General features: G+C 69.3%; 19 protein-coding genes and 1 riboswitch. Of the genes, 14 read left to right on the top strand and 5 right to left on the bottom strand.

Translation table 11 applies throughout. The annotated features are described in order from the left end of the window. The first annotated feature begins 84 nt into the window (after window positions 1-84). The 4 genes from RCH22_RS19615 to RCH22_RS19630 all read left to right on the top strand — a co-directional run bounded on the left by RCH22_RS19615 (window position 85) and on the right by RCH22_RS19630 (window position 4,913). Entirely contained in the window at window positions 85-624 is a 540-nt protein-coding gene (locus RCH22_RS19615) for a hypothetical protein (RefSeq protein ID WP_327015272.1), read from the top strand. 159 nt (window positions 625-783) lie between these two features. Next, entirely contained in the window at window positions 784-1,602 is an 819-nt protein-coding gene (locus tag RCH22_RS19620; RefSeq protein WP_327015273.1) for a hypothetical protein, read from the top strand. A gap of 130 nt (window positions 1,603-1,732) precedes the next feature. Then, entirely contained in the window at window positions 1,733-3,634 is a 1,902-nt protein-coding gene (locus RCH22_RS19625) for a heavy metal translocating P-type ATPase (protein ID WP_327015274.1), read from the top strand. Between the two features lie 52 nt (window positions 3,635-3,686). Further along, a complete protein-coding gene (locus RCH22_RS19630; protein ID WP_327015275.1) occupies window positions 3,687-4,913 on the top strand; it encodes an MFS transporter in 1,227 nt (408 codons plus the stop codon). Window positions 4,914-4,993: 80 nt separating this feature from the next. On the opposite strand, the gene RCH22_RS19635 is transcribed toward RCH22_RS19630, so the two are convergent. Then, window positions 4,994-5,350: a YrdB family protein gene (locus RCH22_RS19635; protein WP_327015276.1), complete on the bottom strand. Its 357-nt coding sequence runs from the start codon at window positions 5,348-5,350 to the stop codon at window positions 4,994-4,996. 95 nt (window positions 5,351-5,445) lie between these two features. Continuing rightward, a complete protein-coding gene (gene purU / locus RCH22_RS19640) occupies window positions 5,446-6,318 on the bottom strand; it encodes a formyltetrahydrofolate deformylase (RefSeq protein ID WP_327015277.1) in 873 nt (290 codons plus the stop codon). A gap of 156 nt (window positions 6,319-6,474) precedes the next feature. Between purU and RCH22_RS19645 the strand changes: the two genes are divergently transcribed. Beyond that, window positions 6,475-7,887 (top strand): MFS transporter, encoded by a 1,413-nt coding sequence (locus RCH22_RS19645; protein WP_327015278.1) that lies wholly within the window; start codon window positions 6,475-6,477, stop codon window positions 7,885-7,887. A gap of 450 nt (window positions 7,888-8,337) precedes the next feature. Here the strand turns inward: RCH22_RS19645 and RCH22_RS19650 are convergent, their stop codons facing one another. Next, window positions 8,338-9,765 carry a glycosyltransferase family 2 protein gene (locus RCH22_RS19650; protein WP_327015279.1) on the bottom strand — a complete coding sequence of 476 codons (1,428 nt, stop codon included), beginning with the start codon at window positions 9,763-9,765 and terminating at the stop codon, window positions 8,338-8,340. Between the two features lie 152 nt (window positions 9,766-9,917). Beyond that, the gene (locus RCH22_RS19655; protein ID WP_327015280.1) at window positions 9,918-11,531 is read right to left on the bottom strand and encodes an amino acid permease; all 1,614 of its coding nucleotides are present in this window, start codon (window positions 11,529-11,531) and stop codon (window positions 9,918-9,920) included. Between the two features lie 137 nt (window positions 11,532-11,668). On the opposite strand from RCH22_RS19655, the gene RCH22_RS19660 reads away from it, so the two are divergent. The 8 genes from RCH22_RS19660 (at window position 11,669) to RCH22_RS19695 (ending at window position 20,479) form a co-directional block, all read left to right on the top strand. Further along, a complete protein-coding gene (locus tag RCH22_RS19660; RefSeq protein ID WP_327015281.1) occupies window positions 11,669-14,641 on the top strand; it encodes a Na+/H+ antiporter subunit A in 2,973 nt (990 codons plus the stop codon). Then, window positions 14,638-15,156 carry an NADH-quinone oxidoreductase subunit K gene (locus tag RCH22_RS19665; protein WP_327015282.1) on the top strand — a complete coding sequence of 173 codons (519 nt, stop codon included), beginning with the start codon at window positions 14,638-14,640 and terminating at the stop codon, window positions 15,154-15,156. The genes RCH22_RS19660 and RCH22_RS19665 overlap by 4 nt, the downstream gene beginning before the upstream one ends. Then, complete coding sequence (locus tag RCH22_RS19670) at window positions 15,153-16,721, top strand: Na+/H+ antiporter subunit D (protein ID WP_327015283.1); 1,569 nt, start codon at window positions 15,153-15,155, stop codon at window positions 16,719-16,721. The genes RCH22_RS19665 and RCH22_RS19670 overlap by 4 nt, the downstream gene beginning before the upstream one ends. Then, a complete protein-coding gene (locus tag RCH22_RS19675) occupies window positions 16,718-17,392 on the top strand; it encodes a Na+/H+ antiporter subunit E (RefSeq protein ID WP_327015284.1) in 675 nt (224 codons plus the stop codon). The genes RCH22_RS19670 and RCH22_RS19675 overlap by 4 nt, the downstream gene beginning before the upstream one ends. Beyond that, a complete protein-coding gene (locus tag RCH22_RS19680) occupies window positions 17,392-17,655 on the top strand; it encodes a monovalent cation/H+ antiporter complex subunit F (protein WP_327015285.1) in 264 nt (87 codons plus the stop codon). The genes RCH22_RS19675 and RCH22_RS19680 overlap by 1 nt, the downstream gene beginning before the upstream one ends. Continuing rightward, window positions 17,652-18,008, top strand: coding sequence for a monovalent cation/H(+) antiporter subunit G (gene mnhG, locus RCH22_RS19685; protein WP_323504808.1), 357 nt, complete (start codon window positions 17,652-17,654; stop codon window positions 18,006-18,008). Before RCH22_RS19680 ends, mnhG begins: the two co-directional genes overlap by 4 nt. A gap of 5 nt (window positions 18,009-18,013) precedes the next feature. Beyond that, window positions 18,014-18,103, top strand: a riboswitch (ZMP/ZTP riboswitch). Between the two features lie 25 nt (window positions 18,104-18,128). Further along, window positions 18,129-19,427, top strand: a complete 1,299-nt coding sequence (gene glyA / locus RCH22_RS19690) for a serine hydroxymethyltransferase (RefSeq protein WP_327015286.1) — start codon at window positions 18,129-18,131, stop codon at window positions 19,425-19,427. Window positions 19,428-19,597: 170 nt separating this feature from the next. Then, window positions 19,598-20,479, top strand: a complete 882-nt coding sequence (locus RCH22_RS19695) for a bifunctional methylenetetrahydrofolate dehydrogenase/methenyltetrahydrofolate cyclohydrolase (protein ID WP_327015287.1) — start codon at window positions 19,598-19,600, stop codon at window positions 20,477-20,479. Window positions 20,480-20,621: 142 nt separating this feature from the next. Here RCH22_RS19695 and RCH22_RS19700 read toward each other — a convergent pair whose 3' ends face one another. After that, entirely contained in the window at window positions 20,622-21,158 is a 537-nt protein-coding gene (locus tag RCH22_RS19700; protein ID WP_327015288.1) for a gamma carbonic anhydrase family protein, read from the bottom strand. 164 nt (window positions 21,159-21,322) lie between these two features. Here RCH22_RS19700 and RCH22_RS19705 point away from each other — a divergent pair, with 164 nt between their 5' ends. Continuing rightward, entirely contained in the window at window positions 21,323-21,811 is a 489-nt protein-coding gene (locus RCH22_RS19705) for a YbaK/EbsC family protein (protein ID WP_327015289.1), read from the top strand. The last annotated feature ends 64 nt before the right edge of the window (window positions 21,812-21,875 follow it).

The following is a 21,875-nucleotide window of genomic DNA, read 5'->3' on the forward strand; positions in this document are numbered from 1 at the left end:
CTGGACGAGAAAGCGGCGCGGTATGGCACCTGACTGGCATTCGGTGTCCCGCACGCGACCCTCGCGTCTGATGCGGCGCCGCGGATGAACGCCATGGAACGGATCATCGACGAGGGCCTCCTGATCGCCCTCTCCGCGGTGCGGATGGCTGTGAAGAACCACATCATCGTCGGTGCTCTCCGCGAGCACGACAACTTCGACGAATCGTCCTACCAGACGGTCGCGCGCGAAGAACTGCTCCTTCTTGCGGTGCAGAACGAAGAGGATGCCGCCCGCGTCGCGCAGGAAAGACGGGAACTTGCGTCCCGGCGCTGGTCGCAGGGCTTCACAGAGGATGAGCGGCTCGACATCGGCAGGCTCGCCCGCCGTCGTCGCGCCCACAACGGGCTCGCCCTCATCCTGCACGCGGTCGCGGACGACGACGAGAAACTGGCCGCGATCGTCGAGAACGCGCAACACGACGCGAGTTACGAGATCCGGAAGGCCCTTGCCGCACGCCTGATCCGCCAGACGATCGACGGCCACGCCCCCGGCTACGCGCGGATGCGCGAGGAGCGGATCAAATACCTGCTCGCGATCGACTTCGCGATGCTTCGGGACCGGACATCCGGAACGAATCCATAGCGATTCTTCGGTTTTCATTCTGGCGGCTCACCGAGGATTGAAACAAATCAGGTCGTCGCTCTTGCTCCATTTTTTTCCGCCCGATTTCCCGTCCGGGATGCGCCTCAGGTCGACGATCATAGGTCATCGCACGGGAACGCGCACTATGCCGACCCGATTGTGCTCTGCCGGCCGCTTGAGATCGACGAGATCCACCTGCTCGTCCGGCGCTTCGGCGAAGCCGCAGCCCGCGCCGGCGACGCTGGGATGGATGCGATCGACATCCACGGCCACACGGGCTACCTGATCGACCAGTTCATGAGCGCCTGGTGGAACCGCCGCACGGATGTCTACGGCGGCAGTGTCGAGAACCGCTGCCGGTTCGCGACCGAGATCATCGCCGCCGTCAAGGCCAACGCGCCTGGCCTGCCCGTCAGCTTCCGCCTCTCGGTCAACCACCGTTTCGCCGGGGGCCGCACGACGGCGGAGGGCCAGGCCATCGCCGTCGTGCTCGCCGTGGCAGGGCTCGACCTCATCATCGCCGACGACGGGTCATACGCCGACGACGGGTCATACGAAACCATGGACTACGTCTTCCCGCCGTACCACCTCGGCGACGCGTGCAGGGTCCCGGCGGCCCGCGCACTCAAGGACGTCGTCTCCGTCCCCGTGATGGCCGTCGGCAACCACACCCCGGAGAACGCGGAGGCCGCCCTCGCCGCGGGCGACGCCGACTTCGCCGGCCTCGGGCCCGAACTCACCGAGAAGAGCGTCCGGATCCTCACCGCGCACACCGTCACGTCCGTCGACGCCGACGGCCTCACCGCGACCGGCCAGGACGGCGCCGTGCACGTCATCGTGTCCACGGTGATCGCGGCCTTCGGGGTGCGTCCGGACACGGCGCTCACGCAGCGCTCGAAGGGCGCGACAACGTGCATCAGCTCGGCGACTGCGTGCACCCGGCCAAGGTCGGCGAGGCCATCAAGGCGGCCTTCCTGACCGCGCTCGTGCTCTGAGACGACCGCCCTCGAGACGGATGCCCGGCGCGCGTCGTCGGCCGGGCATCCGCCCCTGACAGGCGAGCCTCACCTTGCTGGCGGTGGACGGGGGACGGGACGAGACTTGAAGCATGTCCCGTCTGCTCGCCGCCGTACGGCGGTATCCGCTTGTCGCCGCGACCATCGTGCTCGGGCTGGTCGGGATCGGGCTCGCCCTCGCCGGCTTCGCCGACTCCCTGGCCTGGCTGTTCGGCGGCTTCGGCCTGTTCGTCGCCGCAATCTCGGCCGTGGGCATGGTCAAGCAGCTGCGCCACGGCAGCTTCGGCGTTGACCTGCTCGCGATCACCGCCATCGTCGCAACGGTGCTCGTCGGCGAGTACGTCGCGACCATCCTGATCGTGCTGATGCTCACCGGGGGAGCAGCCCTCGAGGACTTCGCCGTGAACCGCGCCAAGCGGGAACTCAACGCGCTGCTGAACCGGGCACCGCAGATCGCGCATCGCCTGAACGGTGCCGGCGACCCGGCGGACGTCGACGACGTGCCCGTGACGGAGGTGCAGCCGGGAGACCTGCTTCTGGTGCGTCCGGCGGAGATCGTCCCCGTCGACGGCGAACTCGTTTCCGCGAGCGCCGCCTTCGACGAGTCGTCCCTCACCGGGGAGAGCCTGCCGGTGGAGCGGAGCGCCGGAGACGGCATCCTCTCGGGGTCGATCAACGGCCAGGCGGCCGCGACGATCCGCGCAACGGCGACCGCGGCGAAAAGCCAGTACCAGCAGATCGTCGCCCTCGTCGAGGAGGCCTCCGCGAGCAAGGCTCCCGTCGTGCGGCTCGCCGACCGCTACGCGGTGCCGTTCACCGCGGTCGCGCTGGCCGTCGCGGGTCTCGCCTGGCTGCTCACCGGGGATCCGGTGCGCTTCGCCGAGGTGCTCGTCGTCGCCACACCGTGCCCGCTGCTCATCTCGGCGCCGATCGCCTTCATGGGTGGCATGAGCCGTGCGGCCCGCAACGGCATCATCGTCAAGGGCGGCGGAGTGCTCGAGACTCTCTCGACCGCCCGGACCGTCGTCTTCGACAAGACCGGGACGCTGACGCACGGCACCCCAACGATCGCCCGGGTGCTGCCCGCCGGCGGGTTCGACGCTGACGAGGTGCTGGCGCTCGCCGCGTCGGCCGAGCAGTACTCGTCGCACGTGCTCGCGGCATCCATCATCGCTGCGGCCAGGGCCAAAGACCTCGAACTCACCGCGAGCGACACGGCGAGCGAGGTGCCCGCCCACGGCGTCGTCGCCACGCTCGACGGCCGTGAGGTCGCCGTCGGCAAGTTCTCCTACATCGCAGCGAAGGCGCCGGACGCCGCAGCGACCCCGCTCGACGGCGGCGAACTCGCCATCTATGTCGCCGTCGACGGGCACTTCGCCGGGAGCATCGTCGCGAGCGACCGGCTGAGGGGCAACGCCCGCCAGACGATCGGGGAGCTCGCAGACCTCGGCATCCACAATGCGATCATGCTCACCGGTGACGCCCGGCCGACGGCCGAGCACATCGCCGGTCTCGTGGGCATCGAGAACGTGCAGGCCGACTGCCTGCCGGTCGACAAGGTCAACGCAGTGCGCGGGATCGACAAGCGACCGGTGATCATGGTCGGCGACGGGGTCAACGACGCGCCCGTGCTCGCGGTGGCGGATGTCGGGATCGCAATGGGTGCCCGTGGCGCGACCGCTGCGAGCGAGTCCGCCGATGTCGTCATCCTGATCGACGACCTCTCGCGCACGGCCCGGGCGGTCGTGATCGGGCAGGACACCATCCGGATCGCGCTGCAGAGCATCTGGCTCGGCATCGCGCTGAGCCTGGTCCTGATGGGCCTCGCCGCGTTCGGGCTGATCCCGGCGACGATCGGGGCGCTCCTCCAGGAGCTCGTCGACCTCGCGACGATCCTCAACGCGCTCCGGGCCATCGGCGGGCGGCGGGATGCCGCGATCGCTGCCGGGAGCGCACCGGTACGCCCCGAACCGGCGAGTGTGCTCGTGAGCTGAGCCGTGGCATCCGCCGCACGCCGACCCCACCCGGACGGCCTAGCCTGAGTAGATGCGCCTCTTCCGCCCCCGCACGCCGTCCACTGGGGCGGATGCGCAGCCGCGACTCTCCCGGGACGTGCTCGTCCTCGGCGGGATCGCCTTCTTCGTCATGGTCGGTTTCGGCGTCGTCGTCCCCGTGCTTCCGGTCTACGTGCGCAGCTTCGGCGTCGGCAACCTCGAGATCGGCGCGGTCGTCTCCGCGTTCGCGCTGATGCGGTTCGTTGCGAGCCCCTTCTGCGGGCGCCTGATCGACTGGGCGGGGGAGCGGACCATCCTCGCGGCGGGCATCGGCATCGTCGCGCTCTCGAGCGGGCTCGCGGGCATCGCCCAGAACTACCCGCAGTTGCTCCTGTTGCGCGGGGCAGGGGGCATCGGCTCCGCGATGTTCACCGTCTCGGCGATGACGCTCCTGCTCGGCGCGACCGCTCCGGGCATCCGCGGCCGCGCCATCGGCTTCTACCAGGGCGGGTTCCTCCTCGGCGGCATGGCCGGCCCCGCCCTCGGCGGCCTGCTCGCGACGATCTCCCTCACCGCGCCGTTCTTCTTCTACGCAGGCACTCTCGCGATCGCCGGTGTGCTCGGGCTGCTGCTGCTGAGCCCCGGCTATCGCAACGCGCCGGCTGATGCCTCCGGCGGGTCGGCGCCCCGGGTCCTGTTCCGCACGGTGCTCGCCGACCCCCGGTTCCGGGCCGCGTGCCTGGCCAACTTCGCGCAGGGCTGGACCTCGTTCGGTGTGCGCAACGCGCTGATCCCTGTGCTCGTCGTCGAGGTGTTGCGCGGACCGAGCTCGTGGACCGGTGTTGCCTTCGCCGTCGCGGCGGTCGCCCAGACGCTCGCACTCGCGCCGGCTGCCCGCTTCGTCGACACCGTCGGACGCCGCCCGGCGATCATCGGAGCATGCCTGCTCGCGGCCGTGACCATTTTCGCCGTGCCGTTCGCGCCCAACATCATGGTGCTGACCGTTCTGCTCTGCGTGTACGGGGTCGCGTCGGCGTTCCTCGGTACGGCTCCGGCCGCCGCGGTCGGCGACGCAGCGGGGGCCGGCGGCGGACGCCCGGTCGCGGTCTTCTCGATGTTCTCTGACTTTGGGGCGATCATCGGCCCGCTCGCGGCGGGCCTGCTCGCAGACTCCGTCTCGTACCCGGTCGCGTTCGGTGTCGGTGCGGTGTTCTTCCTCGCGACGAGCGCCTTCGCCGTGCGGATGCCGCGGGAGACTCGCGCGGTCCGTCCCGCCTGACTGTTGCCGTTTCGGACAGCTGCGTCCGGCGCACCGGTAACAGTTGTCCGTTCCGGCGACAGTTGTCGACGGAACGGCCGCTAGCGGAGTTCGGCGCGACCGGAGAGGACGCCGCTGAACGTCGCGACGACCGCGAAGACGCCGCCGATGATCGGCAGGCCCATGTCCCACCACGCGATCGCGGCAGCGCCGAACACGGCGATCTCGATGATCGCCTTGCCGAACGCGTCGAGCCGGAAGACGGCCTTCGGCGACCGGAACAGCGCCCAGAGGATGATCGCGAATGCGGGGGCGACGATACCGACGAGCAGCGCGGGCCACGGGAACGGCCAGGTCGTGAAGCCCCACACCGCGAGCGAAATGAACGCGAACAATTCGAGCAGGAACCGCAGAACGTCGTTGAACCCGATCTTCGGCAGGGCACGGGAGTCAGTCACCCGCCAACTCTACCGTTCCGCGAGGTTCACCTTTCCGGTCGAGAGTGCCCGGTGGAACGGTCGCCCTCGACCGGAAAGGTGACGGATGCCGGCGGCTACTTGAAGATGATCGTACGGGCCCCATCGAGCAGCACCCGGTGCTCGGCGAACCAGGTCACCGCCTGCGTGAGGGTACGGCTCTCCTCGTCCTGGCCGATCGCGACGAGCTCGGCCGGCGTGCGGGAGTGGTCCACACGGACCACGTTCTGCTCGATGATCGGTCCCTCGTCGAGGTCGCTCGTCACGAAGTGAGCGGTCGCCCCGATCAGCTTGACCCCGCGCGCGTGGGCCTGCTTGTACGGGTTCGCGCCCTTGAACCCCGGCAGGAACGAGTGGTGGATGTTGATGGCCCGGCCCTCGAGGACCGCGCACAGCTCAGGGGACAGGATCTGCATGTACCGCGCGAGCACGACGAGCTCGATGTCGTTGTCCTCGATCGCCTGGATGACCCGGGCTTCGAAGGCGGCCTTGCTCGCGGCATCCGTGATGGGGAGCGATTCGAACGGCACCCCGTAGAAGCCGACGAGGTCGCGCAGGGTGCCGTGGTTGCTCAGCACCAGCGGGATCTCGATCGGCACCTGGCCGCCCCGGTGCCGGAAGAGCAGGTCGTTCACGCAGTTGCCCGCCGTCGAGGCGAGCACGAGGGTGCGGAGCGGGCGGCCGACGACGTCGATCACCGACGTCATCGCGTAGCGCTCGGCGACGGGTGCGAGCGCCGCCGTGAGCTCCTCGCGTGAGGCGGGAGTCTCGATCTGGAGTCGCATGAAGAACCGGCCGGTGTCGGCGCTCGTGAACTGCTGGCTCTCGGTGATGTTGCCGTGAGCCAGCACGATGGCGCCGCTCACGGCGTGGACGATGCCCGGCTGGTCGACGCAGACGAGGGCGATGACCCAGTGGTGGTGTGCGGGCAGCGGAGTGGAACTAGTCATCCGTCTAGGCTATCGGCTGCTGTCGGGCTGTCGGTTAGGCTGGATGCGGCCGGCACAAGCGACAGGCCCCGGGCGCGCACGCTGCGCGCACACGATCCGGCTGGCGCCGGCCTCGCCCCGCGCGGGCTGCAGGCCCAGCCCTCTGTGAGCACACCGATGTCCCTGACTTCGCCGATCGAGCTGCCCCGCTTCGATCCCGCCAACACCGCCACGGCGCACTCCGACCGCCCCCGCACCGGCTCGGTCGCCTCGACGCCTCCGGCCCGCTTCCCCTGGATCGGGCTGCTCGCCCTCTCCGGTGCCGTGTTCCTCTCCGTCACCAGCGAGATGCTGCCGACCGGCCTGCTCCCGGAGATGAGCGGATCGCTCGGAGTGCCGCAGTCGCAGACCGGCCTGCTCGTGAGCTGGTTCGCGTTCACCGTCGTGCTCACGAGCACCCCGCTGGCCCTGCTCACGAAACGACTGCCCCGGCACGGACTGATCGTGTTCGTGCTCCTCGTCTTCGCGCTCAGCAACGTGCTCACCGCGCTCGCCCCCAGCTACGAACTCGTCGTCGCCACCCGGGTGCTCGGCGGCCTCGCCCATGGCCTGTTCTGGGGCGTCGTCGGCGCGTACTCAGCCCACCTCGTGCCCAAGGAACAGATCGGCCGGGCGATCTCGATCACGATCTCCGGCGGCACCCTCGCCTTCGTTTTCGGCGTGCCGCTCGGGACGGCGGCCGGGCATGCGCTCGGCTGGCGCCTGTCCTTCGTCCTGCTCGCCGTGCTCATGCTCATTGGCGCGGCCCTCGTCTGGCGGTTCCTCCCGAAGGTTGAGCACTACGTCTCCCCGCCGCGCGGCGACCGGGGTGCGCCGGGGCAGGTAGCGGATGCCGCGGCATCCGCCCTCGACGCCTCGGACGCGAGCGCGGCGCCGGTCGAGACCACGTCAGCATCCGTGACCGACCCGGCAGCCGTGACCGACCCGGCCCCGCGCCCCCAGGCGCCAGAGCTCCGGGACCCGACGATCGCTCCCGTCGCTCTGATCTGCGTCATCGCAGCCCTGATCATGATCGGTCACTATTCCTTCTACACGTACATCGCGCCGTTCCTGATCGACGGCCTCGGGGTCGATCCGTCCACGATCGCTCCGTTCCTCTTCGCTTATGGGATCGCCGGTGCCGTCGGACTGCTCCTGAGCGGCACGGTGTTCGCCGCCCGGCCCCAGCTCGGCCTCGTGCTCGGCCTCGTCGTGAGCGCGGTCAGTGTGTCGGCGCTGAGCATCTGGAGCGGCCTGCTCCCGGTCGCCATCATCGCGTTCCTGCTCTGGGGCATCGCGTTCGGCGCCCTCCCCGCCCTCCTGCAGACCCGGCTGATGCACACCGCCTCCCGTCGCATCCGCGACACCGCGAGCGCTTTCTACACGACCGCGTTCAACACCGGGATCGGCGGCGGCGCCCTCCTCGGCGGGATCCTCCTCGAACGCTCAGGCATCACCTCCGTGCCGTTCGTCTACGTCGGTATCCTCGTCGCCGCGCTCGTGCTCGTGCTCGTGAGCCAGCTGGTGATCCGGCGCCGCTCGGCCGGGTAACGGGAGCCTCGCGCGTCTCGGTACCCTGTCAGCGGCGCGGTGGCGACGGTGAAGGTGAAGGTGATGGCTGCGCGGGCGATCCCTCCGGGGGCTGCGTGGAGTGCCGTGGAGGATGCCGCGAGGGCTGCCGAGCCGGGGACCTGGCCGAATTCCGGGCCGAGTGCATTCCAGCGTGAACGCGCGCCTGCGGCTGTGCAGGCGGCGAATCCACCCCGTAGATGCTCCGGGCCGTGGCCCGACGGTTCCTGCCCCTGATCAGATCGGTCAGGTAGATTTTCGGCAGGATCTTGGTCACTGCGAGCGCAACGTAGATGACCGTATTGATCCCGACGAACGCTCAAAAGATCGCGAAGAATGTCGAGGCCAGGACCGAATCCGGCAACAGGATGCCGGTCGGCATCGCCAGGGGCGGCGTGAGCGCCTGCAGGGTGAGGAGTGATGACATCGGAATCAGCTGGCCCCCACGTTTCGTGTCTTGATTGTTGCGTGCTCCCAGCCGGCCTGACGGCCGAGAGTGATGTCGATGATGCCCTTGACGTAGACCGCATTCAGGAACATGTCGAAGCAGAGTTCGGGGAGGACGGTGAGCGCGAGCAGCCGGGCCCACCACCCGCCCTCCCACACGGTGACGACGCGCTCGACGATGAAGATCGTCCCGAGACCGAGCCAGAACGGGAACCAGATCCAGGTGCTCGCGGCGAGCAGGGTGACCAGGATCAAGGTCAGGAACGAGGTCAGGGCAATGACGCTGTACCCGATGCCGAGCTGCTGCGCCCAGTAGCGCAGGGTCGCCGGGGTCAGCCCGTACGCGCCGATGTTCTCGAGGGCGCCGCGTTGCCAGCGCAGGCGCTGCTGCCAGAGGGCGGGGAGTGTCGGCATCAGCTCGGTCACCACGGTGCACGCGGCGGGGGAGGTGATCAGGGCACCGAGGGACTTCAACGCGAGGGTCAGCTCGTTGTCCTCGGTGAGCGCGTGTGTGTCGTAGACGTCGCCGGGCACCTCGGGGATCGCGAGACCGCGGTTCTCGGCGATGTAGCGCAGCGCGAGTGGCCGGAACAACGATGCCGTCCCGGTCAGGACGAAGACGCGGCCGCGCCGCCTGGCGAGTTCTCGGGAATAACGCACGTATTCGTTGCGCTGCAGGAGTCCGAGCAGGCCGAACCCCGGTTCCCCGTAGAAGAGGCCCCCGATCGCCATCAGGGCGCGGTCGCTCTCGAATCGGGCAACGGCCGCGGCGAGGAAGCCGTCGTCGAGCGCGGTGTCAGCGTCCATGATCATGACGACGTCGTTGTCGAGCTGGCCGGGAAGCACCCGCTTGAGTGCCTGGTTGAGCGCGCCGGCCTTCTTCTGGGTGTTGTCCACGGATTCGAACAACTTGACGCCGTGTCCGCGGGCGATGGCGACGGTGGAGTCGGTGCAGTTGTCCGCCACGACGATCACACGTTCCGGCGGATGCGACTGGGCGAAGAGAGAGGCCAGGGTCGCGGGCAGCGACAGGGCCTCGTTGTGAGCGGGGATCAGCACGGTCACCGTGACGGGGCCGGTGAAGACGCCCCCGTTCCTGGCCATGACGATCTTCGGCGCGAGCGGGTGGCGGCTTGCGTTGGAGGACCTGCGGGACTTGTTCGTCGTCCGGCTTTCGAGGAGGCCGATGCCGGCGGCGAAGAGTATGGCGAGGGCGATGGCGCCGAGGATCGCTCGGAGCGCTGGTGCGCTCGGGTCGTAGAACACCGGGAGCACACCGAAGACCAGGTACTCGAACGGGGCTGCACTACCCGTCGGATTCCCGGCTGCGACGATGAACCAGAGCAGGCTCGCCGCGCTAAGGTCGAGTCCCGCGATGACCAGACCGACCCATCGCCCCAGTTGCGCCCCCATGGCTGATGACCTCCTGAATTATGCTATCTCACGGCAGGCGCAGGAGGAGCGGAGGGCGCCCGTTCCACCGCGACGCTGGTCCGGGTAGCGACTCGCCTGGTACGCCGGAGGCCAGGCCCGTCGGCTACGACTGCTCCGTGTCGGGTGGCGTGCTAGCGGCGACGCGTCCCGGTCCCGTTCTCGTCGGCGAGCGGCCGGTTGGCCTTGATCGGGAAGGCCCCTGTCTTGCCGTCGCGGGCGAGCGCGATCTGCAGGATCCGGCCGCGGCAGGCATACCAGCCGACCACGAGCGCCGGAATGATCACGATCAGGGAACTGATCGTGAGCGTGCCGACCGGCCAGTCGAAGGCCATTAGCACGAGAACCGTCGCCAGGAATCCGAGGCTCGCATAACCGGTGTACGGCGCGCCGAACAGGCGGAACGCCGGCCGTTTCAAGATCCCGCGCTTCGCCCATGCCTGCAGGCGCAGCTGGCAGAGCACGATCATCCCCCACGCGCTGATGATCCCGATCGCCGCCATGTTGAGCACGATCTCGAACGCCTCGTCCGGCACGATCGCATTGAGGCCGACGCCGAGCAGGGTGACGACGCCGGTCAGGAGGATGCCGCCGAACGGCACCCCGGTCCGGCTCACCTTTCCGGCGAAGCGCGGCGCCGATCCCGCGAGCGACATCGACCGGAGGATCCGTCCCGTCGAGTAGAGGCCGGCATTGAGCGAGGACAGCGCTGCGGTCAGCACGACGAGATTCATGAGCACGTCGACCCCGCCGACGCCGATGCTGCCGAAGAATGTCACGAACGGGCTGACGCCCGCCTGGTACGCGGTGTACGGCAGCAGCAGCGAGAGCAGCAGGATCGAGCCGACGTAGAAGACCGCGATGCGCACGATCACGGTGTTGATCGCCTTCGGCATCACCGTCTCGGGGTGTGCGGTCTCGCCCGCGGTCGTGCCGACGAGTTCGATCGAGGCGTAGGCGAAGACGACGCCCTGCACGACGACGATCGAGGCGAGCACCCCGTTCGGGAACCAGCCGCCGTTGTCCGCGATCAGGCTGAAGCCGGCCTCCTGGCCGGGGATCGGGGTGCCGAAGATCACCATCCAGGTTCCGACCAGCAGGAAGGACACGATCGCGACGACCTTGATCAGTGCGAACCAGAACTCGAGCTCGCCGAACACGCTCACCGACAGGAGGTTGAGGCACAGCACGACCGCGAGGGCCGTCAGTGCGTAGAGCCACTGCGGCACGCTCCCGAAGGGCGCCCAATACTTGGCGAAGAAATTCATGTACAGCGCGACGGCGGTGACGTCGACGATCGCGGTCATCACCCAGTTGATCCAGTACAGCCAGCCGGTGACGAACGCGGCCTTCTCGCCGAAGAACTCACGGGCATACGACACGAACGATCCGGAAGAGGGGCGGTGCAGCACGAGCTCGCCGAGGGCCCGCAGGATCAGGAACGCGAAGAACCCGCAGATCGCGTAGACGAAGACGAGGGAGGGACCCGCTGACGCCAGCCGGCCGCCGGCACCGAGGAACAGCCCGGTGCCGATTGCGCCGCCGATGGCGATCATCTGCACCTGGCGGGCCTTGAGTCCCTTGTGCAGGCCGGCATCCTCGTGCACGCTCGTCGCGTCGTGGATGTGCTCGAGCGGCGTCTCGACGGGCAGGCCGTGGTGCCCGTGCTCGTGAGGCTCCTCTGGCTCTGCCTCAGCCCCTGACCCGGTCGGATCGGGGCGTTGCGGCCCCCGGATGGCACTCGTCATGGGGGGCACTTCCGATCCAGTTGCTTTCGCCCACCCTACCCGCGGGGCGCCTGCGCCCCCTAACGGGGTTCGTCCACGGGGCACTCGGTAGACTGTTTTTCCATACCCCTGACCCGAGAAACAGAGCCGGAGGCCACATGACGACGATCCTGCTCGCCTTCCTGGCGCTGTCCGTCCTGACGCCGGCACTCACCCGCGTGCTGTCGACCAGGGTGTTCTACCTGATTGCGCTTCTGCCTGCGGCGGCGTTCGTCTTCACGCTCACCCAGACCGCGACGGTCACGCGCGGAGGGTCGGAAACCTCGACCATTCCGTGGATCCCGCAGCTCGGCGTCGCGCTGTCCTTCCGCGTCGACACCCTCGCCTGGCTGCTCGCCCTCGTCGTGACCGGCGTCGGCGCCCTCGTGCTCGTGTACTGCGCCCGCTACTTCGACGCGGACGAACCGGCGCTCGGCCGCTTCGCAGCCTGCCTCCTCGCCTTCGCCGGCACCATGTACGGGCTCGTGACCGCGGACGACGTGGTCGTGATGTTCATGTTCTGGGAGATCACGAGCGTGCTCTCCTACCTGTTGATCGGCCATTACACCTTCCGCAGGGAGAGCAGGGGCGCCGCGCTCCAGGCCCTGATCGTGACGACCTTCGGCGGACTCGTCATGCTCGTCGGCGTCGTGATGCTCAGCGTCGAGGCAGGGACGACCTCGCTCGCCCTGCTCGTCGCCCAACCCGTCACCGGCCCGGTCGCGACCTGGGCGATCCTGCTCATCCTCGTCGGGGCCCTGTCCAAGTCGGCTCTCGTCCCCTTCCACTTCTGGCTCCCCGCCGCCATGGCCGCCCCCACCCCGGTCAGCGCCTACCTGCACGCCGCAGCCATGGTCAAGGCCGGCATCTACCTCGTCGCCCGTCTCGCCCCCGGGTACGCAGACACCGAGGGGTGGATGCCGGTGCTCGTCACGATCGGCGTCTGGACCATGCTCGTGGGCGCCTGGCGTTCCCTGCGGCAGCACGACCTCAAGCTCGTGCTCGCTTACGGAACCGTGAGCCAGCTCGGCTTCATCATGGTCGTCGTCGGTTTCGGCACCCGCGACGCGGCGCTCGCCGGGGCCGCGCTCCTCCTCGCCCACGCGCTCTACAAGGCGGCGCTCTTCCTCGTCGTGGGGATCATCGACCACCGCGCGGGCACCCGCGACCTCCGGAAGCTTTCCGGAATCGGCCGCAGCGACCCGGCGCTCGCCGTGATCGCGCTCGTCGCCGTGGCGTCAATGGCCGGCCTTCCGCCCCTGCTCGGATTCGTCGCCAAGGAGGCCGTCTTCACGGCATTCCTCGAGGCGGCACTGCGCGGCGACGGCTGGGGCTGGGTGGCGCTCGTCGGCACGGCGGTGGGCTCCCTGCTGACCGTGGCGTACAGCATCCGCTTCTTCCACGGCGCGTTCGGAACGAGGCCGGCGCTGGCGCAAACGGCCCTGCACCCGAGCCGCTGGGACATTCTGATCGCCCCTGGACTACTCGCCGTCGCGACGATCGCGCTCGGCCCGCTGGCCAACCGGCTCGACCCGCTGCTCACGCCGTACGCGGACACCGTCCCCGGCGGCGGGCACGCGCACCTCGCCCTTTGGCACGGATTCGAACCCGCCCTGGGCATCACCGGTGTCGTGCTCACTCTCGGCGCCGCGATGTTCTGGAAGCGTCGCAGGGTCGCGGTGCTGCAGGAGCGAGTTCCCGGCACCGTCGACGCCGGTCGTGGCTACGGGCTTCTCGTGCGCAGCGTCGATCGCACCGCGGCGAGGCTCACCCATTTCGCGCAGCGCGGCGGGCTGCCCCAGTACCTCGGCACGATCCTCGTGGTCTTCGTGCTCGCGCTCGGCTTCGCCGCCCTGGTCAACCGCACCTGGCCGGACTCGGTCGTGCTCTGGGACTACCCCGGCCAGGTCATCATCGCCGTGATCATGGGCGTTGCGGCGATCGCGGCGTCCCGGTCCGGGCAGCGGATGACGTCGGTGCTGCTCGCGGGAGTCACCGGTTATGGCCTCGTGGCCCTGTTCGCGTTCCACGGCGCACCCGACCTCGCCCTGACCCAGGCGCTCGTGGAGACGATGACCCTCGTGGTCTTCGTGCTCGTGCTGCGCCGGCTGCCGGCGACGGTCACCCGGCCGAACGCGCCGTTGCATCGCAGGCGCCGCGCCCTGATCGGGGTGCTCGTCGGGGCGACGATGGGCACCATCGCGGTGATCGCCCTCGGCGCCCGGCAGGCGCCGAGCATCGCGCTCGAGCTGCCGCGCCTGACGCTCGATGCGCATGGCACCAACATCGTCAACGTCGCACTCGTCGACATCCGGGCCTGGGACACGATGGGAGAGGTGTCCGTGCTCATCGTCGTCGCGACCGGCGTCGCGAGCCTGCTCTTCGTGTCCGGGCGTACCGAGACCCTGCCGCGTCTGAAGGGCTCCCGAACCCAACGGTCTCCGCGCAACCGTCGCCGCGTCGTCGCCGACCCGCAGGCATCCTCGGCCGGCCACGCCGTCACCCGACAGTCCTGGCTGCTCGCCGGGCGCACGATCAAGCCGGAGGACCGATCGATCCTGATCGAGGTCATCGTGCGGCTTCTCTTCCACCCCGCGATCGTCGTGTCGGTGTTCCTGCTCTTCGCCGGGCACAACGCGCCAGGGGGCGGATTCGCCGGCGGGCTCCTTGCCGGGCTCGCCCTCGTCGCCCGCTACCTCGCCGGAGGACGCTACGAACTCGGCGAAGCCGCCCCGATCGACCCGGGCAAGATCCTCGGCCTCGGCGTGATCCTCGCCGTCGGCATCGCGGTCGCCTCACTGTTCGTCACGGGGATCCCCCTGCAATCGGCGTACGCGAGCGTCGACGTTCCCGTGCTCGGGCACCTCTCCTTCGGCACCTCCACTGTTTTCGACATCGGCGTCTACCTCGTCGTGATCGGCCTGGCACTCGACATCCTCCGCAGCCTCGGCAGCGAGATCGACCGGCAGAGCGAGGCCGGTGAGGCTCCGCCCGCCGGGTCCGACGCATCCGCGACCGGTTCCGGCTCCGATGCCGCGGGTGCCCCGGTGCCAGGACCCGGCGCCGTGCCGGTGCCGGAGGTAGTCCCGTGAGCGCCTCCCTGACCCTCGTCGTCGTCATGGCCGTGCTCTATGCGGCCGGCGTCTACATCATGCTCGAGCGCAGCCTGACCCGGGTGCTGATCGGGTTCGTGCTCGTCGGGAACGCGACCAACCTGCTGATCTTCATCATGAGCGGCCGGCCCGGCAGCTCGCCGATCATCACCGGAACCGCGAGCGACGCCGGCATGGTCGATCCCGTGCCGCAGATCCTGATGCTGACCGCGATCGTGATCAATTTCGGCGTGACCGCCCTCATCCTCGCCCTGGTCTACCGCGCCTGGTGGCTCGCCCAGCTCGGCGACGAGGGCGACACGCTCACCGACGAGCACGCTGCGGAGACCGCATCCTCCGCGGAGCAGGACTTCCGGTCCTCCGCAGACGATGACGCGGCCGTGCGCGCCTCCCTCGACGCGAGCGATCATGACGACCCCGACGATCACGACGACCCGGACGACTACGACGACGGAGCGCCCGCCCGCCCCGGGGACACGGATGCCGCCCGATGAACCTTGCGACCATCCTCGTCCCCCTCGTCGTCGCCATCCCGCTGCTCGGCAGCGCGATCACGCTCGCCCTCGGCCGGCGCACCGTGACCCAGATCGCTGTCGGCGTCGCCTCGCTGACCGCGGTCGCCCTGATCAGCGCCACGCTCCTCGTTCTCGTCGACCAGCAGGGACCCGCCGTCGTGTACGTCGGCGGCTGGCAGGCGCCGTGGGGGATCGTGCTCGTCGTGGACCGACTCTCCGCTCTGATGCTGCTCGTCTCGGCCGTGATGCTCCTCGGCGTGCTGCTCTTCGCCGTCGGCCAGGGCATCATCGACGGCGACAGGGAAACCCCCGTCTCGATCTTCCACCCGACCTACCTCGTGCTCGCCGCAGGACTGTTCAACGCGTTCATCGCCGGGGACCTGTTCAACCTCTACGTCGGCTTCGAGATGCTGCTCTCGGCCAGCTACGTGCTGCTCACCCTCGGCGGCACCGGTGCGCGCATCCGTGCCGGGGTCACCTACTTCGTCGTCAGCCTGGTCTCCTCGATCCTTTTCCTCAGCTCGATCGCCCTGATCTACGGCGCGACCGGGACTGTGACCCTCGCACTCCTCGCCGAACGCATCCCCGCTCTGCCCGGAGACGTGCAGGGCATCCTCGGGCTGATGCTCCTCCTCGCGTTCTCGGTGAAGGCCGCCGTGTTCCCGCTCTCGTTCTGGCTTCCGGATTCCTACCCGACCGCACCCGCCCCGGTCACGGCGGTCTTCGCGGGCCTGCTCACCAAGGTCGGCGTCTACGCGATCCTCCGCACCCAGACCCTGCTCTTCCCGAGCAACCCGTTCCAGGTGCCGCTGCTCATCGTCGCCGCGCTCACGATGCTGATCGGCATTCTCGGCGCGCTCGCCCAGGCCGACATCAAGAGGCTGCTGTCCTTCACCCTGGTCAGCCATATCGGCTACCTGATCTTCGGCATCGCGATCGGCACCCCGCTCGCGCTCGCCGCGACGATCTTCTACGTCGTGCACCACATCAGCGTCCAGACCACCCTGTTCCTCTCGGCCGGGCTCATCGAGCGCGTTGGCGGCACGACCTCCCTCGCCCGGCTGGGCGGCATGCTCAAGGCCGCTCCCGTTGTCGCGGTGCTGTTCTTCATCGGGGCGATGAACCTCGGCGGCATCCCGCCGTTCTCCGGCTTCCTCGGCAAGTTCGCGCTGTTCCAGGCCGGGGCCCAGCTCGGCACCCCGCTCGCATGGGCCGTGATCGGCGCGGGGGCCGCGACGTCGCTCCTGACCCTCTACGCACTCGCCCGGGCGTGGAACATGGCCTTCTGGCGACCGCGCCGCGAGGTCGAGGACTACGACTCGCCCATGCTCGACCGCCTGACCGACGACCCGCACGACGACGGCACGGTCGTGACCAAGACCGTCTCACGGCTCATGGTCGGCGCGACCGCCGGGCTGCTCGTGCTGACCATCGGACTCACGGTCTTCGCGGGTCCCGTGTTCGACTTCGCCGCGCGGGCCGCCGCCGACATCGAAGCCCCGACCGACTATGTCGACGCGGTCTTCCCGGGCGGCACACCGTGACGACCCGCGCGGAACGCCGCGGCGCCGTCCTGAACCAGCTCCCGCTCTGGCTCGGGCTCGTGCTGCTCTGGATGCTGCTCTGGGGTAGCTTCTCCTGGCTCAACCTCGTGACCGGCGCCTTGCTCGCCGCGCTCGTCTCCGTCGTGTTCTACCTGCCCGCCGTGCAGCTGAGCGGCCGGATCAGCCCGGCAGGCGCCCTCGCCTTCCTGCTGCGGCTGTTTGTCGACATCGTGCGCGCGTCCGTGCAGGTCGCCTGGCTGGCCCTCAGGCCCGTCCGGAGGCCCGCCGGTCCGGACAGCGCGATCATCGCGGTGCCGCTGGGCACCCGGAGCGACCTCATCCTGACCTGGACGGCCGTTGCGACCTCGATCGTGCCAGGATCGATCGTCATCGACACCGACCGGGTGAGCTCAACGCTCTACCTGCACGTGCTGAACGTGCGCACGCCCGCCCAGATCGACCGGTTCCGGATGAGCGTGCTCGCGACCGAGCGGCGCATCGTGCGCGCCTTCGGCTCGCGCGAAGACCTCGAAAGACTCGCCCTCGGCGACGCCGTGGCCGCCGTTGCGGCGGCAACGGGCGCCGTGGCCGGGGACGCGCGCCCGGCATCCGCTCGGAATGACGACGACAGGGACCGCCGGAACCTGGACGACACGGGAAAGGAAACCTGATGGGAGTCGTCGTGATCGTAGCCGCCGTGCTCTTCGGCGCCGGGGGACTGTGCGCGGTGTACCGCATCATTCGCGGCCCCTCTGTTCTCGACCGCGTGATCGCCTCCGACGTGCTCGTCGCGACCGTGATCTGCGCGCTCGGCGCGGAGATGGCGATCAACCGGCACGTCGACACCCTGCCGGTGCTGCTCGTGCTCGCCCTGTTCGCGGTGCTCGGCTCGCTCGCCGTCGGCCGCTTCCTCGGCGGGAAGGAGCGCTCGTGACCGCAGTGATCGGCGACGTGGTGACGGCGGTGCTCGTGCTCTCCGCCGCCCTGATGTGCCTCGCGGCCGGCGTCGGCCTGCTGCGTTTTCCCGACGTCCTCAGCAGGCTGCACGCGGCGACCAAGCCGCAGATCTTCGGCCTCATCGCCGTGACGGTGGATGTCGCGGTCAATAACTTCACCCTCGGCACCGTCACGCTCTCGGTCGCGATCGTGGCCTTCCAGGCGCTGACCGCACCGATGGCCGCGCACCTCATCGCGAGGGTCGCGCACGACACCGACCGGTTCCGGCCGGAACTGCTCGTCGTCGACGAGCTCGGACGCGCGAACCGCCGCGGGGACCGCGGTGCCTGATAGGATTTGCGTGTCGCAACTGGCGTAGCACGAAAGATGGGTCACCATCGGGGAGCGACTGACACGGTTAGTGGCCGCACGCCTGGGCCACGACGATTAATTCAAAGTCTGAGGAGACCCGTGTCCGAATCTGTGCCTGGTACCACGCTGCATTCCACCTTCAACGAGCCGCTCGAGGTCGTCGACCCCGAGATCGCCGCAGTCCTCGAACTCGAACTGGGTCGCCAGCGCGACTACCTCGAGATGATCGCGAGCGAGAACTTCGTGCCGCGCGCCATCCTGCAGTCGCAGGGCTCCGTGCTCACCAACAAGTACGCCGAGGGCTACCCGGGGCGCCGCTACTACGGCGGATGCGAGTTCGTCGACGTCGCAGAGGAGCTCGCGATCGCGCGGGCGAAATCCCTCTTCGGCGCAGCATACGCGAACGTGCAGCCGCACTCCGGTGCCACCGCGAATGCCGCTGTGCTCTCCGCGATCGCAACGCCCGGCGATACCATCCTCGGCCTCGAGCTCGCCCACGGCGGCCACCTCACCCACGGCATGAAGCTCAACTTCTCCGGCAAGCTCTACAACCCGGTCGCGTACGGCGTCGACCCGGACACCTTCCTCGTCGACATGGACGTCGTCCGCGACAAGGCCCTCGAGCACAAGCCGAAGGTCATCATCGCCGGCTGGTCGGCATACCCCCGCCACCTCGACTTCGCCGCGTTCCGTGCGATCGCCGACGAGGTCGGCGCCCTGCTCTGGGTCGACATGGCGCACTTCGCCGGGCTCGTCGCCGCCGGCCTGCACCCGTCACCGGTGCCGCACGCCGACGTTGTGTCCTCGACCGTGCACAAGACCCTCGCCGGCCCCCGGTCCGGCTTCATCCTGTCCCGTGACACCGCGCTCGCGAAGAAGCTCAACTCGAACGTGTTCCCCGGGCAGCAGGGCGGCCCGCTCATGCACGTCATCGCCGCCAAGGCGACCGCGTTCAAGCTCGCGGCCGAGCCGGAATTCAAGGAACGCCAGGAGCGCACCCTGCGCGGGGCCAGCATCCTCGCCGCCCGCCTGACGGCAGACGACTCGCGCGCCGCCGGCGTCGACGTGCTCACCGGCGGCACCGACGTGCACCTCGTGCTCGCCGACCTGCGCCACTCCGAGATCAACGGACAGCAGGCCGAGGACGCCCTCCACGACGTGGGCATCACGGTCAACCGCAACTCGGTGCCGTTCGATCCGCGCCCGCCGATGGTCACGAGCGGCCTGCGGATCGGCACGCCCGCACTCGCGACCCGCGGCTTCGGCGACGCCGAGTTCACCGTCGTGTCCGACGTCATCGCGGAGGCCCTCAAGCCAGGCGCCGACGTGCAGGCGCTCCGTGCCAGGGTCAAGACGCTCACCGAGGCCTTCCCGCTGTACCCCGGCCTGCACCAGTAGCGCACGCCGCTCATCCTGCACCACCACCCCCTGACGAATTCGACGGAGTTTTTGGGAAAAAAGTACCTGGGAGGCCCGTTTTCGGGGTTTTCGACCAGAAACTCCGTCGAATTGGTTCGGCGAGCGCGGGGGTCAACCGCGCACGAAAGCACCAAACGATTGGATCACGCATGACGGCAATCACCCTCGACGGAGTCGCGACCGCGTCCGCCGTGAAGACCGAACTCATCGCCCGTGTCACCGAGCTGCGTGCGCACGGGATCGTTCCCGGGCTCGGCACCCTGCTCGTCGGCGATGACCCGGGTTCACGTTCGTACGTCGCGGGCAAGCACCGCGACTGCGCCGAAGTCGGCATCGAGTCGATCCGCATCGACCTGCCCGCATCGGCGACGACGGCGGATGTCCGCGCCGCGATCAAGGACCTGAACTCCAGCCGCGAGGTCACCGGCTATATCATCCAGTTGCCGCTTCCCGTCGGCCACAACGAGAACGCCATGCTTGAACTGATCGACCCGGCCAAGGACGCGGACGGCCTGCACCCGACCAACCTCGGCCGGCTCGTCCTGGGCATCGAAGGCAAGCTCAGCTCGCCGCTGCCGTGCACGCCGGCTGGAATCGTCGAGCTGCTGCGCCGCTACGATGTGCCGATCGTCGGCCGCAAGGTCGTCGTGATAGGCCGCGGGCTCACCGTCGGACGGCCGCTCGGCCTGCTCTTCACCCGCAAGGGCCTCGATGCGACCGTCACACTCACCCACTCGCGCACCGTCGACCTGCCGGAGGAGGTCCGCCGCGCGGACATCGTCGTGGCCGCGGTCGGTGTGCCGCACCTGGTCCAGGCCGACTGGATCAAGCCGGGCGCCGCAGTTCTCGACGTGGGCATCACCCGCCTGGTCGACCCGGTCACCGGCAAGGGCGTCCTCACCGGCGACGTGCACCCCGACGTCGCAGAGGTCGCCGGCCACCTCTCCCCGAACCCCCGCGGCGTCGGACCGATGACCCGCGCCATGCTGCTCGGCAACGTGGTCAAGGCCGCCGAGCGCGCCCTGCTCTAACCACCCCCAGGGCATCCCGCCACAGCGTCGCGAAGCGGGAAACGCTCAGGTGATCGCTGAGGTGTCGCCTATCTGCCTTCGCGTCGGCGCTTGACGTCGATATGCGACACGTCACGGACCCGGTCTGGCCGTGCGCTGCGGATCAGGCGAGGGCGGAAGCGTGCAGGGCGGCGTGGTCGAGGTAGTTCGCGGCATTCTGACGGATGCCGGCGACCTCGGCATCCGTCAGGGGTCGGCGCACCTTGGCCGGGACCCCGGCGACGAGCGAATACGGCGGCACGATCGTGCCTTCGAGCACGACGGCCCCGGCCGCGACGAGGGAACCCGTCCCGATCACGGCGCCGTTCAGAACGGTCGCCCTCATGCCGATCAGGGCGCCGTCCTCGACGACGCAGCCGTGCAGCACCGCGCCGTGCCCGACGGAGACGTCCCGGCCCACGATGAGCGGGAACCCGTGGTCGACGTGGCAGGAGACGTTGTCCTGCAGGTTCGAGCCCGCGCCGATCCGGATCGGTTCCGCCTCCGCGCGCAGCACCGAGTTGTACCAGACGCTTGCGTGTTCGGCGAGAATCACATGCCCCACGAGCACCGCACCAGGGGCGACGAACGCCGAGTCCGCGATGCTCGGCCCCGGCCGGTCGGGAAGGGTGATGATGCGGGCGGCGCTGTCTGCAGTCATACGCGCCAGCCTAATGCTCCGTCCCTTGGCATAACTCCTGCACATTCCTCGGACGGAATCCGGCTGCCCAGTGTTTCAGTGGCCTCCCGTCCCCGCCGCAAGGCATGTGCAGGAGTCATGCCTTGGGCCGGGTGGGAAGCGGATGCCGCAGCTAGGCTGTGCGGATGGTGAACACCGCACACCCCGCCGTCGACCGTGTGCGGGAGGCGCTCGCCGCCTTCGGGCTCGCGCCGGACATCCGCTGGCTCGATGAGGCGGCGACGACCGCGCAGCAGGCCGCCGACGCCCTCGGCATCGAGCCGGGCGCGATCGCCAACTCCCTCGTCTTCACCATCGACGGCGAGCCGTTGCTCGTGCTGACCTCTGGAGCTCACCGCGTCGACACGCAGTGGCTTGGCGAGATGCTCGGCGGCACGATCGGCCGGGCGTCGAAGGAACTCGTCACGAGCGCGACCGGGCAGGTCATCGGCGGCGTTGCGCCGGTCGGGCATCCGAGGCCGCTCCGCACCCTCGTCGACGTCGACCTGGACGGGTATCCCGAAGTGTGGGCGGCTGCCGGCCACGCCCACACCGTCTTCCCGACCAGCTTTGCCGAATTGCTCCGCATCACCGCAGGAACGGCCACGCCCGTCACCCCGCCCGAATCGGCATAACTCCTGCAGATTCCCGGCCGGCTGCCGCGCCGCCCAGTGTTCTACTGGCAGCGCCGCAGCGGCC

Origin of the sequence: Cryobacterium sp. GrIS_2_6, from assembly GCF_035984545.1 — a bacterium.
Taxonomy (GTDB): Bacteria; Actinomycetota; Actinomycetes; order Actinomycetales; family Microbacteriaceae; genus Cryobacterium.